This window comes from Agrobacterium sp. 719_389, assembly GCF_900188475.1.
Lineage (GTDB): Bacteria > Pseudomonadota > Alphaproteobacteria > Rhizobiales > Rhizobiaceae > Agrobacterium > Agrobacterium radiobacter.
The window spans coordinates 54,149-66,924 of record NZ_FYEM01000004.1 but is presented as its reverse complement, the minus strand read 5'-3'; the positions used below and the strand labels follow the sequence as shown (position 1 = coordinate 66,924).

At 58.6% G+C, this 12,776-nt stretch carries 12 protein-coding genes; 10 read left to right on the top strand and 2 right to left on the bottom strand.

Annotated elements, in window-relative coordinates; all coding sequences use genetic code 11:
* Nucleotides 1–16: 16 nt before the first annotated feature.
* Nucleotides 17–769: a GntR family transcriptional regulator gene (locus CFB10_RS09195; RefSeq protein WP_003504923.1), complete on the bottom strand. Its 753-nt coding sequence runs from the start codon at nt 767–769 to the stop codon at nt 17–19.
* Nucleotides 770–922: 153 nt separating this feature from the next.
* Here CFB10_RS09195 and CFB10_RS09190 point away from each other — a divergent pair, with 153 nt between their 5' ends.
* The 6 genes from CFB10_RS09190 to CFB10_RS09165 all read left to right on the top strand — a co-directional run bounded on the left by CFB10_RS09190 (nt 923) and on the right by CFB10_RS09165 (nt 6,721).
* On the top strand, nt 923–1,105 hold the full coding sequence (locus CFB10_RS09190) for a hypothetical protein (RefSeq protein ID WP_020010901.1): 183 nt from the start codon (nt 923–925) through the stop codon (nt 1,103–1,105).
* Between the two features lie 115 nt (nt 1,106–1,220).
* Entirely contained in the window at nt 1,221–2,402 is a 1,182-nt protein-coding gene (locus CFB10_RS09185; RefSeq protein WP_020010902.1) for a Gfo/Idh/MocA family protein, read from the top strand.
* A gap of 11 nt (nt 2,403–2,413) precedes the next feature.
* Nucleotides 2,414–3,298, top strand: a complete 885-nt coding sequence (locus tag CFB10_RS09180) for a carbohydrate ABC transporter permease (protein WP_020010903.1) — start codon at nt 2,414–2,416, stop codon at nt 3,296–3,298.
* Nucleotides 3,295–4,152 (top strand): carbohydrate ABC transporter permease, encoded by an 858-nt coding sequence (locus CFB10_RS09175; RefSeq protein ID WP_004443724.1) that lies wholly within the window; start codon nt 3,295–3,297, stop codon nt 4,150–4,152. Before CFB10_RS09180 ends, CFB10_RS09175 begins: the two co-directional genes overlap by 4 nt.
* 38 nt (nt 4,153–4,190) lie before the next feature.
* The gene (locus CFB10_RS09170) at nt 4,191–5,423 is read left to right on the top strand and encodes an ABC transporter substrate-binding protein (protein WP_026363770.1); all 1,233 of its coding nucleotides are present in this window, start codon (nt 4,191–4,193) and stop codon (nt 5,421–5,423) included.
* 185 nt (nt 5,424–5,608) lie between these two features.
* Nucleotides 5,609–6,721, top strand: a complete 1,113-nt coding sequence (locus tag CFB10_RS09165) for an ABC transporter ATP-binding protein (protein ID WP_020010905.1) — start codon at nt 5,609–5,611, stop codon at nt 6,719–6,721.
* A gap of 151 nt (nt 6,722–6,872) precedes the next feature.
* Here CFB10_RS09165 and CFB10_RS09160 read toward each other — a convergent pair whose 3' ends face one another.
* Nucleotides 6,873–7,358 carry a hypothetical protein gene (locus CFB10_RS09160; protein ID WP_020010906.1) on the bottom strand — a complete coding sequence of 162 codons (486 nt, stop codon included), beginning with the start codon at nt 7,356–7,358 and terminating at the stop codon, nt 6,873–6,875.
* A 243-nt stretch (nt 7,359–7,601) separates the two neighbouring features.
* On the opposite strand from CFB10_RS09160, the gene CFB10_RS09155 reads away from it, so the two are divergent.
* The 4 genes from CFB10_RS09155 (at nt 7,602) to CFB10_RS09140 (ending at nt 12,742) form a co-directional block, all read left to right on the top strand.
* The gene (locus CFB10_RS09155; protein ID WP_026363771.1) at nt 7,602–8,465 is read left to right on the top strand and encodes a MurR/RpiR family transcriptional regulator; all 864 of its coding nucleotides are present in this window, start codon (nt 7,602–7,604) and stop codon (nt 8,463–8,465) included.
* Nucleotides 8,466–8,549: 84 nt separating this feature from the next.
* Nucleotides 8,550–9,332, top strand: a complete 783-nt coding sequence (locus CFB10_RS09150; protein WP_020010908.1) for an SDR family oxidoreductase — start codon at nt 8,550–8,552, stop codon at nt 9,330–9,332.
* A 44-nt stretch (nt 9,333–9,376) separates the two neighbouring features.
* Nucleotides 9,377–11,296 (top strand): beta-N-acetylhexosaminidase, encoded by a 1,920-nt coding sequence (locus CFB10_RS09145; RefSeq protein ID WP_020010909.1) that lies wholly within the window; start codon nt 9,377–9,379, stop codon nt 11,294–11,296.
* A 12-nt stretch (nt 11,297–11,308) separates the two neighbouring features.
* Complete coding sequence (locus CFB10_RS09140) at nt 11,309–12,742, top strand: M81 family metallopeptidase (RefSeq protein ID WP_020010910.1); 1,434 nt, start codon at nt 11,309–11,311, stop codon at nt 12,740–12,742.
* Nucleotides 12,743–12,776 lie beyond the last annotated feature (34 nt).

The window sequence follows — 12,776 nt, the reverse complement described above, 5'->3', positions numbered from 1 at the left end:
CCTTGATCAGGGTTTGTCACTCGGGACCCATCGTCAGTTCGGCGACGAGGTCATAGGCGTCACTGCGGTACAGTGCGCGGGATATTTCCATGAGGCGCCCGCTTTCCAGATAGGCCATTCGCTGAACGGAAAGCGCTGCCGAGCCCGGCGGGACCCCAAGCAGCAATGTTTCCTCATCGGTGAGATTGCGGGCGGAGATGCGCTGAATGGCGCGCACGGGGCGGATGCCGCTTTTCTCGAGCTCCAGATAAAGCGAGTTTTCAACCAGTTGCGGGTCGGGCAGAATATCGCCTGGCAGGCTCGTGACTTCGAGTGCGATCGGCTGGTCATTGGCGAGACGCAGACGTGTGAGCCGCGCCACCATGGCGGATTGGGAAAGCCCGAGCGCCATCATCTCGTCGCCGGTCGGGTGGAACAGGCCCCTGTCCAGCCAGCGGGTGCTCGCCGTCATCCCGCGCCGGCGCATGTCCTCGGTAAACGAGGTGAGCTTGGTCAGGGGCTGCTGCATGCGGGTGATGGGCTTGACGACAAAAGTGCCTGAGCCGTGCCGGCGGACCAGAAGACCATCGCGGACGAGATCGTCCACCGCCTTGCGCACCGTGACGCGGCTGACGCAGGCGCTTTCGGCAATATCGCGCTCCGGCGGCAAAGCGTCGCCATGTTTCAGGCGGCCGCCATTGATGGCGTCTTCAATCGTCTGGCGCAGTTTCAGGTAAAGCGGGCCGCCGCCTGATTGCAGGTCATCCAGATTAAGCGCTGCCCCGTTCATCCATAACCTCTGTCACGATCCATGTGGTCGGCGATATGGCCGGCTCTGGCTATATCATATGCCGCGTAATCGGCAATACCAAAATAAAACCATTGTCGGATTTGTACGATTAATCGGTGATTTTTTCGATGTTTTGCCTGATAATAAGGCTACATGCTTGATATTTTCGCATTAACCAAAAAAAATTTCTCGATAGCGGAATTGCTCTGGACGATTGGCATTTTTTTGGTATTGTTTTTTGCGTTGGAGGCGGGCGGCGATCTGTTTCGCGCCGGTCTCGACGAAAAAGTCGGTTTCGAGCTGGCGGCAGCATTTGTGAAATCGAATTTAACTTGACCGTCGTGAAAATTAATTTCATCGTGGCGGAAAATTATCGCAGATAACTGGATGGCCAGCACAGAAATGGTCGCTTCTGCGAAAATGAATTACGAATGAACAGGGAACAAAGTTCATGAAGGTGGGAATTATCGGACTCGGATTCCGTCTCGGTTATCTGGGCTACGTTTTTCATGAGATCGACAGGGATTTCGAGATCGTCGGTTATGTCGATCCCGCGCCGGCGGGCCTGCCGGGCCTGCAGGAGAAGGGCATTTCGGCCGGCAAGGCTTACGATAGCCCCGAGGCGCTGATCGCAAACGAAAAATTCGATCTGCTGATGATCGGCTCGCCGAACCATATGCATCTTGAGCATATCCGTATCGGGCTTGAGGCCGGTTGCACCATCTTCTCCGAAAAACCCATCGTCGTCAGCATCGAGGAAAGCCTCGAACTCGCCCGGCTGCTCAACAAGCACGGCCACGAGCGGCTGCTCGTTGGTCTGGTCCTGCGTTACTCCCCGCTTTACCGCGATCTGCGCGCCGCGCAGGCCGAAGGCAAGCTGGGTGATGTCGTTTCCATCGAGGCCTCGGAGCATATTCCGCCCTATCACGGCGCATTCTTCATGCGCGACTGGCGGCGTTACGAGAATTATTCCGGTTCCTTCATGCTGGAAAAATGCTGCCACGACCTCGATCTCTATAATGGCGTGGTCGGCGCGCGGCCGCGTTTCGTATCGAGTTTCGGCGGGCGCAAGAGCTTCACGCCGGCGAACGCGCCGCAGAATGACGGCATCAACGACATGGAGGTTTACCATCGCAAGCCGAGCGGATGGATGGGTTCCGACAAGGTCTTCGACAGCGACGGTGATATCATCGACTACCAGACGGCGATCGTCGAATACGAGAACGGCGCGTCGCTTGCCTTCCATACCAATCTCAACGTTCCCGACGATTTCCGCCGCTTCTGCGTGATCGGCGCCAAGGGCATGGCCGAGGGCGATTTTGTTCGCGGTTTTCTGAACGTGCACAACGCCCGGACCAATGAAAAGACTGTCGCCAAGACCTATTCGGCGGCAACCACGCTCTCGCAGCATTATGGCGCGGATGAGCAGATGGCCGAGGACGTTATCGCTCATATCGTCAAGGGTACGCCGCTCCCGGTTTCCGCGCTCGACGCGATCGAGGCCGGAATTCTGGCGCTTGCCATGGATGAAGCGCGCCATGGCCGTAAAGTGATCGATCTCAAGCCGGTGTGGGAGGAATATGATCTGGCGCTGCACGGGCAGCCCAAATCCCCCGCCGTGAAATCGGCTTGAGGGGCGCGGCGATGGATGCGAAACGCAGCGCGGTCGTCTTCGCCTGGCTTCTTCTTCTGCCGGCGCTTTTATACATCACGGTTATCGTTGCTTATCCGCTCGTCGATACCTTCATCCTGTCCTTCACCGATGCGTCGCTTAGAAAAACGACGAACTGGGTGGGATTCATCAACTACGAGAAAATTTTCAACGCGACTTTTGCCGAGGTCATCACGCGGACCTTTATCTGGACGTTCTTTTCCGTCTCGATAAAGATGATCATCGGCACATTTGGTGCAGTACTGCTGAATTCGGCCGTTCCCGGTCGGGCGCTGTTTCGCCTTTTGACCATGCCGCCATGGATCGTGCCGATGGCTATCGGTATCTTCATGTGGGGCTGGATGTATAACGGCCAGTTCGGCATGATTTCCGGCGTGCTGCAAAATCTCGGGCTTGTGAATGGGCCTGTTGCTTTCCTTGCTTATGGCAACACCGCCTTCTGGGCGACGATCATCACCGACGTGTGGATCGGTGTGCCGATGGTGACGCTTTATCTGCTGGCGGCCATTCAGGCCATTCCGCAGGATCTCTATGAGGCGGCGTGGACGGACGGCGCCAGCCGCGCCTACCGCTTCCGCCGTATCACGCTGCCGCTGATGCTGCCCGCCATGATTACCATGTCGATGATCTCGCTGATTTCGACCTTCAATTCCTTCGATATCATCTGGATCCTGACGCAGGGCGGCCCGACCGGCCAGACCACGACCATGATCATCGACACGTACAAGACGGCGATCGGCTCCTACAAATACGGTGAGGGTGCGGCGCGCGCCGTGCTGATCTGCATCTTCCTGTCGATCTTCACCTATTTCTACTTCCGCATCACCAGCCGTATCTCGCAGGAGGCCAGCCGATGACCGACAAGAATGCGATGATCAACCGCTACAGGTGGTATGAAATTGTCGGGATCTATTGCGGCATCGCCGTATTCCTGACCTTCGTGCTGGCGCCCTTCGTGGAAGGGTTTCTGGTTTCGCTGAAACCGCTGAGCCTGCTTTTCTCCTCGCCCTACAAATTCTGGCCGACGAACGGTTCCTTCGAGGCCTACCGCACCATGTGGGTCAGCGTTCCGGGCTTTGCCCGCTACGTCTTCAACTCCTTCTTCATTTCGACGATCTCGACGATCATCGTTCTGCTTCTGGTGGTTCCGGCCTCCTATGCCTTTGCCAGGTTCCAGTTTCGCGGTCGCGGGCAATTGCTTGGCGCATTTCTGGCGATCAACATGTTCTCCGGCGCGGTGCTTCTGATCCCGCTTTACCGGTTGATGCGCAACATGGGTGTGCTCAACACCTATCTGGCGATGATCATTCCCGGCGCCGCCTTCCTTATCCCGACCGCCATCTGGCTGTTGCGCACCTACATGCTGCGTATCCCGCGGGAACTGGAAGAAGCGGCCTATGTGGATGGCGCGAGCTACTTCTACACCTTCCGCCGGGTGATCCTGCCGCTGGCGATGCCGGGCATCGCTGTCGTCTCCATCACCACATTCATCGGCGCCTATGCCCAGCAGTTCATCTTTGCGCTCACCTTCAATTCCAAGACCGAATATATGCCGCTGCCCATCGGCCTCTTCGCCTATTTCGGTCGTCAGGAAGTCATCTGGAATGAGTTGATGGCGGCCAGTTTCGTCGGCATTGCGCCGGCCATGGTCGTGATCTTCTTCATGCAACGATATCTCGTCAGCGGCCTTACCGCCGGCGCGGTGAAATAAACAACAACCGGAACGACCACCAAAACGGGAGACTACCTATGGCACTGAAACATTACGGATTGGCGCTCTGCGCTTTCGCATTTGCCGGTTCCACTGCCCTTACCACGGTGACGGCGCACGCCGCCGACAAGGAGATCAGCTGGATCTATTGCGGCGACAAGATGGACCCTATCCATGAGAAATACATCAAGGAATGGGAAGGCAAGAACGAGGGCTGGAAGGTTGTGCCTGAGGTCGTCGGCTGGGCGCAGTGCCAGGACAAGGCGACCACGCTTGCCGCTGCCGGCACGCCTGTCGCCATGGCCTATGTCGGTTCGCGCACGCTGAAGCAGTTCGCGCAGAACGATCTGATCGTTCCGGTGCCGATGACGGAAGACGAAAAGAAGACCTATTACCCCAATATCGTTGACACGGTGACCTTCGAGGACACGCAGTGGGGCGTGCCGGTCGCATTCTCGACCAAGGCGCTTTACTGGAACAAGGACCTGTTCAAGCAGGCTGGTCTCGATCCGGAAACGCCGCCGAAGACCTGGGCTGAAGAAATCGCCTTCGCCAAGCAGATCAAGGAAAAGACCGGCATTGCCGGTTACGGCCTGCCCGCCAAGACCTTCGACAACACCATGCACCAGTTCATGCACTGGGTTTACACCAATAACGGCAAGGTTATCGACGGTGACAAGATCACGGTCGACAGCCCGCAGGTTGTAGCGGCGCTGAAGGCCTACAAGGACATCACGCCCTATTCCGTCGAAGGTCCGACGGCCTATGAGCAGAACGAAATCCGCGCCATCTTCCTCGATGGCAAGGTTGGTATGATCCAGGCTGGCTCCGGTGCGGCCACCCGTCTGCAGGAAACCAAGATCAACTGGGGCATTGCGACGCTGCCGCTTGGCCCGGAAGCTAAGGGTCCCGGCACGCTGCTCATCACCGACAGCCTGGCGATCTTCAAGGGAACCGGCGTGGAAGAAAAGGCGACCGAATTCGCCAAATTCATCACCTCTCCCGGCCCGCAGGGCGAATACGAACTGCAGGGCGGCGCGGGTCTGACTCCGCTGCGTCCGTCGCCGAAGGTCGATGAATTCATCGCCAAGGATCCCTTCTGGAAGCCGCTGATCGACGGTATCGCCTATGGCGGCCCCGAGCCGCTCTTCACCGACTACAAGGGCTTCCAGGACACGATGATCGAGATGGTGCAGTCTGTCGTCACCGGCAAGGCAACACCGGAAGATGCCGCAAAGAAGGCCTCTGCCGCTCTCGAGCAGTACAAGTAATCCACATTGATACGGTTGCGGGCGCAGGTCGCCCGCAACCCCATAATCCGCCGCGGGAATGCCTGCCGTTATGACGGAAGGGGCGTCTCGTGTTTTTCAACCGTTCCGGTTCGACGCGATTTTTCCGTGTTGCGGAACGTCTCTGAACGCAGCCTGATGTCGGCTGGTGACGGGAGAGGCAAGTTTTGGGTCAGCTTTATCTCAACAACGTCCGCAAGAACTATGGACATTTCGAAGTCATCAAGGGTGTTCAGCTCGACATCAGGGATGGCGAGTTCGTCGTTTTTGTCGGCCCCTCGGGATGTGGCAAATCCACATTGCTGCGCATGATCGCGGGCCTTGAGGATATTTCCGGTGGCGACGTCGTCATTAACGGCGTGAAGGTCAATGAATTGCCGCCGGTCAAGCGCGGCATCGCCATGGTGTTCCAGTCCTATGCGCTCTATCCGCATATGACGGTCTTCGAAAACATCGCTTTTCCCCTCCGCGTCGAGAAGATGGAGGAGGACAAGATCAAGCAGAAGGTCGAGGGTGTCGCGAAAATCCTCCAGCTCGATCAGCGCCTGCAGCAGCGCCCCGGCATGTTGTCCGGCGGCCAGCGCCAGCGCGTGGCGATCGGCCGTGCCATCGTTCGAGAGCCGAAGATATTTCTGTTCGATGAGCCGCTTTCCAACCTTGATGCGGCGCTTCGCGCCGATATGCGCATCGAACTCACCAATCTTCACCGCACGCTGAAAGCGACGATGATCTATGTCACCCACGATCAGGTGGAAGCCATGACCATGGCGGACCGGATCGTGGTGCTGAATGCCGGTGAAATCGCCCAGGTCGGTGCGCCGCTCGAGCTTTATCACAAGCCAGCTAACCTGTTCGTGGCCGGCTTCATCGGCAATCCGAAAATGAATTTCCTGAAGGTGACCTGTAAATCCGTCAGCGCCGAGGGCGTGACGGTGGAATATGAAGGCCAGACGATTACGGTGCCGGTCGAGCCGCGTGCCGGTCTTGAAGGCCGGCAGTTGACGCTCGGAATCCGCCCGGAACATACCGGCCTCGAAACGGCAGACCTCAATATCAAGGTTGCGCCGAGCGTGATCGAACGGCTTGGGGTAAATACCATTGCTTATGGCGTTGCGCCGACGGGTGAGAATTATTGCGCCCTGCTTTCCGGCTCCGCACCTGTAGTCGTGGATGAGCCGATCGTCACCGGCATCAACGCATCGGATTGCCATCTGTTCGATGAGAGCGGCATCGCGCTGGAACGGCGCGTTGATCTCTCAGTTCTCAAGCTGATCCAATAGGGGCAGGAAACGGGCCATGAAATCTGTTTCCCCGTGCCCGGCTGTTCCTGACGCGATCCGTCTCAGGCAGTATTTTCCCGTTCCTTCCAGACAAAAAAACAACGCCGGGCTTTTGGCCCGGCGTGCAAAGCCTTACTGCATGTCCACTGGATCACGGCATGGGGTTGGGCATGTAGCCGGTGAAACCGCTGATCTTCCAGCGTCCCTCATGCAGCCGGCAATAATAGAGCGTCTGCCATTTCATGACGTCGAAGCTGTCGTCCGCCTTGCGAAGCCCGCCGTCGAACTTCTTGCGCACCAGCGCGGTCTCACCTTCCACTTCGATTTCTTCCAGCGTGGTGGTCGCAAAGATCGCATCGCGTGGATTCTCCGCGAATTGCTGGGTTTGAAAATCCCGCGCCTGCCGCAGCCATTCGTCGCGATAGGCGGCAAGCGAAGGGAAGGACAGGCGCCAATTGTCCGGGTTCGCATCCCGGTTGGCGTTGATGCCGAGAAAGCCGTCCTCGACGAAATCATCCGCGACCTTCGACCAGTCGGCGGCGAGGAATGCGTCGATGTCCCGCGTCACCAGCATCTCCCAGATGGAATGGCGGGCGACGTCCGTTGCGGGAAAGGGGTTTTTGAAGGGGTCACGCATGGTTTGGGTCCGTTTTTGAAATTATTTTCAAGATTTGGAGTTTTCTCTGGCGAGGATTGTTGGCATATGCTCATCTGTCAATCAACAGAGAAAATAATTTTCAAATCAGAGGTGTCCGCCGTGTCGTCAGTGGGACGAAACAAGGTCGATTCAGGGGTCTATGCGGTTGACGGGCGCGCTTTATTAGGGTGCATCGGTAACAGGGCCAGGCTTTAAGTTTTGGCGGAACGGAGACCGATGAGCATGGATATTTTCGCAAGGATACAGGAAGACAAGGGGCAGTTCTCGCAATCGGAACGGCGGATCGCCGATATTCTGGTTTCGGACTTCGAATTCGCCGTCAATGCCTCGATTATCGAGCTTGCGGCCCGGGCCGAAGTGTCTCCGCCGACGGTGACGCGGTTCTGCCGGCGTCTCGGCTGCCAGAGCTTTTCAGATTTCAAGGTCAGCCTCGCCAAGACCGCCTATGTGGGTATCCGATACCTCACCTCCGAACCGTCCAGCACTGGCCCCTCGGATGTTGCGGAAGAGGTGCTTGCCAAGGCGCAGGAAGCGCTTTTCCTGCTGCACAGGACGCTCGATCCCGCCCTTGCCGATGAAGCGGCGATCAAGATCGCCAATAGCGGCATGATCTATGCTTTCGGCGCAGGCGGCAATTCCTCGATGATCGCTTCGGAAATCCAGAACCGGCTGTTCCGCCTTGGCCTGCGCGTTTCGACCAGCGCCGATCACAGCATGCAGCTGATGATGACGGCTGCAGCGCGCAAGGAAGACGTCATCATTGGTTCGTCCTTTTCCGGCCGTAACATGGAACTGGTGAAATGTTTCAGGCTGGCGCGGGAAATGGGGGTAACCACCATTGCGCTCACCCAGAGTGACACGCCTGTCGCTGCGGCCGCCGACATGGTGGTGGCCGTCAATGTACCCGAGGGAAACAATATCTTCCGCCCCACCTCATCGCGCTACGCCTATCTGGCCGCCGTCGATGTTCTGGCGACGCTTGCTGCCTATCACCAACGGCAACGATCGATGGTGACGTTGCGTCATATCAAGCAGCAGCTCGTGGAACACCGTGACCCGGATGACAAGCAATTGCTCGGTGATTGAGGGCGGTATGCCGAAAAATACAGGCTGCTTTGCCTGAGACCCGGCTTTTGGGCGGGTCGGAAAGCTTCAAGGGAGTGGTAGGAGATGAAGGACAGGAAAGATCAGCTCGCCGTCGTTACCGGCGCAGCAGGTGATATTGGCCGGGCAATTGCCGCGGCGCTCGCTGAAAGCCATGCAAAGGTAATGTTGGTCGATATCGATTCCGACGCTCTTTCGGGCGCGCTATCCCTGCTTTCCGGTCCGCATTTCGTTGCGAAAACCTGCGATGTCACCGATCCGCAGGACCTTGCGAGGCTGGCCGCTGAGGTTGCGGAACTGGGCGATGTTGCGACCCTCATCAACAATGCGGGTGCCGCAAGGGCCGTCAGCCTGCATGACACGACCGCCGATATATGGCGCAAGGATAATGCCCTCAATCTCGAAGCGCCGTTTCTCTGCTTCAGGGCTTTCGAGGACGCGCTGAAGCGGACGCAAGGGTCGGTGGTCAACATCACGTCTGTCAATGGCATGGCGGTATTCGGCCACCCGGCCTACAGCGCGGCGAAGGCCGGGTTGATCCATCTGACGAAGCTGATCGCTGTCGAATACGGCAAATTCGGTATCCGCTCCAACGCCGTTGCGCCGGGCACCGTGCGCACGCAGGCATGGGAGGCGCGGGCCGCCGTCAATCCTCAGGTCTTTGAGGAGGCAAAGCACTGGTATCCGCTGCAGCGGATCGTGCGGCCCGAAGATGTGGCCAATGCGGTCGCTTTCCTCGCCAGTCCGCAGGCCGCCGCCATCAGCGGCGTGTGCCTGCCGGTTGATTGTGGTCTCACGGCGGGGCAGGCGCCGCTTGCCCGGACTTTCTCGCAATCCGAACACTACTGATTAAAACCGTCTCACCGGTTCAATGCGCAATAAAGGGGAGCATCATGGCGCTCGCACAATATCGTCTTGAAAATTCTTGGCATCCGCTCGCAGAGTCCGCATCGGGCGGCTTTACCTTCACCCTCGTCAATCTTTCCGGCGCGCCGCTGAAGGATTTCCATATTGTTTACACGTCGCTGACGCGTACGGTGGACAAGCCGGTGTGCGGCAATGCCGTTTATCTGCGCCGCAACGCCAATTTCCATGAATTTGCACCGCCGCCGGGCTTTGTGCTGGAGCCGGGAAAATCCTGGCGCTTCACAGTCGATGGCCTGCTGCGGCCGGCCAGGCATCGCACGGATGGCGCGAAATCCGCCTATATCAGCCTTGCCGACGGAACGCATCGCGCCGTTGATGTCGGTGACCTGATGCTGGATGGGCGTCACAGCGAACCCGCGCCGGTATTGCTTCCCGAGGGAAAGCTCGATTTGCCCTTCTCCATCCAGCCCTGGCCCGCTGAAATTGACGCCGAACCAGGCGAGGGTTTTCCCGTCGCGCTCTTCCCGGCGGAAGATGCGAGCGCAGAAGAAGTGCTTGCAGTGGAAGCCGTGCTTTCGCTGTTCCGCCGGCTTTTTGCCGTTGGCCATGTGCCTTTCAGCCTTGCGCCGGTTCATGAGGGAAAACCGCTTCGTTTCAAGCAGCATAGCGGGCTGGAAGCGGAAGGTTATCGCCTCAGCTTTTCCAAAGAAGCAGTTGTCGTGGAATATTCGGCCGCTGCCGGTCTGCAATATGGCCTGACGGTTCTGGCGCAGTTGCTGCATGGCGCGCGCATCGACCCCAAATTTCGCTTCCCGGCCTCCGGCGCCATTAGCGATGCGCCGCGTTATAGCTGGCGTGGCTGCCATCTCGATGTTTCGCGGCAATTCTATCCGACAGGCGATGTCCTGCGGCTTATCGATATTCTCGCATGGCTGCGCATGAACCGCTTCCATTGGCATCTGACGGATGACGAGGCATGGCGGCTCGAAATCAAGGCCTATCCGCTGTTGACCAGCGTTGGGGCAACCCGCGGTCCGGATGCGCCGCTTCTGCCGCAGCTCGGTAACGGGGCTGAACCCGTGTCCGGCTATTACACGCAGGACGATGTGCGCATGGTCGTCGCGCATGCGGCGGCATTGAATATCGAAATCGTGCCGGAAGTCGATATTCCCGGCCACAGTACGGCGGCTCTTGTCGCCTATCCGGAACTGACGGACGGGCAGGAAGCGCCGGACAGTTACCGCTCTGTGCAGGGATATCCCAATAATGCGCTGAACCCGGCCATTGAGCCCACTTATGAGTTCCTCGGCAAGATATTCGACGAGATGGTTGAGCTCTTCCCGTCGCGGCTGATCCATATTGGCGGCGACGAGGTCGCGGATGGGTCGTGGCTCGCCTCGCCGCTTGCCAAGGCGCTGATGGAAAAGGAGGGGCTGGATGGCACCTTCGGCATCCAGTCCTATTTCATGAAACGTATTCAGGGGATGCTGCATGAGCGCGGCCGCCAGCTTGCCGGCTGGGACGAAGTTTCCCATGGTGGTGGTGTCGATCCGGCCGGAACGTTGCTGATGGCATGGCAGAAGCCGGAAGTTGGGCTTGAGCTTGCGCGCCAGGGTTACGACGTGGTTATGACGCCGGGTCAGGCCTATTATCTGGACATGGTGCAGGATGAAGCCTGGCAGGAGCCGGGCGCAAGCTGGGCCGGCACCGTTCCGCCTTCGCATACTTATGCCTATGAAGCCGTCGGCGAATTTCCCGAGGAGTTGAAGGAGCGGATGAAGGGCGTTCAGGCCTGCATCTGGTCGGAACACTTCCTCAACCGTGCCTATTTCAACCATCTGGTTTTCCCGAGGCTGCCGGCCATCGCCGAGGCGGCGTGGACACCAAAGGCGCAGAAGGACTGGCTGCGTTTTTCCGCCATCGTCCCCTTGAGCCCGGTTTATTGAGGGGAAACCGACATGCGTATTGCCGTTGGTGGAATTCATACCGAATGCAGCACCTATTCGCCGGTGCTGATGGGGCAGGAAGATTTTCGTGTCTTTCGCGGCGTCGAACTGCTGGAGGCTGAGTATTTCAATTTCCTCGGTGAGGGCGGGGCGGACGTGCTGCCGCTTCTGCATGCGCGTGCGGTGCCGGGCGGACCGGTGTCGCGTGCGGCCTATGACGCGTTCAAGCGGGAATTCCTTGAACGTCTGAAGGCCGCGCTGCCGCTTGACGGGCTTTATCTCGCCATGCACGGCGCGATGAATGTCGAAGGCATGGACGATGCGGAAGGAGACTGGATTTCCAGCGCGCGCGCTGTGGTGGGCCCGGATGTAATCGTTTCCGCGAGCTACGATCTGCATGGTAATGTCAGCCAGACGATCATCGACCAGCTCGACATATTTGCCGGCTACCGAACTGCGCCGCATATCGACGTGCGCGAAACGATGGTGCGGGCCTGGACGATGCTGCTGAAGGCCCTGAAGACCGGCGAAAAGCCCGGCGTGGTATGGGCGAAAATTCCGGTTCTGCTGCCAGGTGAGAAGACCTCCACGGAAGATGAGCCTGCCAAAAGCCTTTATGCGGTTCTGCCGGATCACGATGCACTACCCGGCATTTGGGATGCGAATTTCATGATCGGCTACGTCTGGGCCGATGAACCCCGGGCAACGGCCTGCGCCGTCGTAACGGGAACGGACAAAGCGGCAGCACAGGCGGTCGCGACCGAGATCGCGCAATCCTACTGGAATGCCCGGCGGGACTTTCGTTTCGGCCCCGTGACCGAGCCGCTTGAGGCCATCCTGGATATTGCCGAAAACACGGCAACGCGACCGATCATTCTCGCCGACTCGGGCGATAATCCGACCGGTGGTGGGGTTGGCGATCGCGCTGATGTTCTGGCTGCGCTGATTGCGCGCCACTGGCAGGGTGCGTTGCTGGGCGGCATCACAGACCGGCCGGCGGTCGAAGCCTGTTTTGCGGCCGGCGAAGGTGCAACACTTTCCCTGGAGATCGGCGGCAGTCTCGATCCGCAGAGCGCGTCTGTCACCGTCGAGGCCCGCGTTGTGAAACTGGACGACCCAGGTGCTGCGGAAGAGCGGCAGGCGGTGGTCGCCATCGGCGGCATCACGGTCATTCTGGCGGCGCGGCGCAGGCCTTATCACATGATTTCGGATTTCACCCGTCTCGGCTTTAATCCAAAGGACATGCGGCTGCTGGTCGTCAAGTCCGGTTATCTTTCACCGGAACTTGCACCGATCGCCAATCCCAACCTCATGGCGCTGACGGAAGGGGTTATCAATCAGGATATCGAAAATCTTCCCAATCGCCGCCGGGATGGCGATTTTTACCCATGGAAGCCGCATTTCGACTATACCCCCAAACCCATCCTTTCGGCCCGCTGGCGATGACAGCGGTCCGGTAGCTTTTTACCCAGCGATCCGG

Bases quoted from the DNA above. Each gene is read 5' to 3' on its own strand.
- CFB10_RS09195 (WP_003504923.1), bottom strand. From the start codon at position 769: ATGAACGGGGCAGCGCTTAATCTGGATGACCTGCAATCAGGCGGCGGC.
- CFB10_RS09190 (WP_020010901.1), top strand. From the start codon at position 923: ATGCTTGATATTTTCGCATTAACCAAAAAAAATTTCTCGATAGCGGAA.
- CFB10_RS09185 (WP_020010902.1), top strand. From the start codon at position 1,221: ATGAAGGTGGGAATTATCGGACTCGGATTCCGTCTCGGTTATCTGGGC.
- CFB10_RS09180 (WP_020010903.1), top strand. From the start codon at position 2,414: ATGGATGCGAAACGCAGCGCGGTCGTCTTCGCCTGGCTTCTTCTTCTG.
- CFB10_RS09175 (WP_004443724.1), top strand. From the start codon at position 3,295: ATGACCGACAAGAATGCGATGATCAACCGCTACAGGTGGTATGAAATT.
- CFB10_RS09170 (WP_026363770.1), top strand. From the start codon at position 4,191: ATGGCACTGAAACATTACGGATTGGCGCTCTGCGCTTTCGCATTTGCC.
- CFB10_RS09160 (WP_020010906.1), bottom strand. From the start codon at position 7,358: ATGCGTGACCCCTTCAAAAACCCCTTTCCCGCAACGGACGTCGCCCGC.
- CFB10_RS09155 (WP_026363771.1), top strand. From the start codon at position 7,602: ATGGATATTTTCGCAAGGATACAGGAAGACAAGGGGCAGTTCTCGCAA.
- CFB10_RS09150 (WP_020010908.1), top strand. From the start codon at position 8,550: ATGAAGGACAGGAAAGATCAGCTCGCCGTCGTTACCGGCGCAGCAGGT.
- CFB10_RS09145 (WP_020010909.1), top strand. From the start codon at position 9,377: ATGGCGCTCGCACAATATCGTCTTGAAAATTCTTGGCATCCGCTCGCA.
- CFB10_RS09140 (WP_020010910.1), top strand. From the start codon at position 11,309: ATGCGTATTGCCGTTGGTGGAATTCATACCGAATGCAGCACCTATTCG.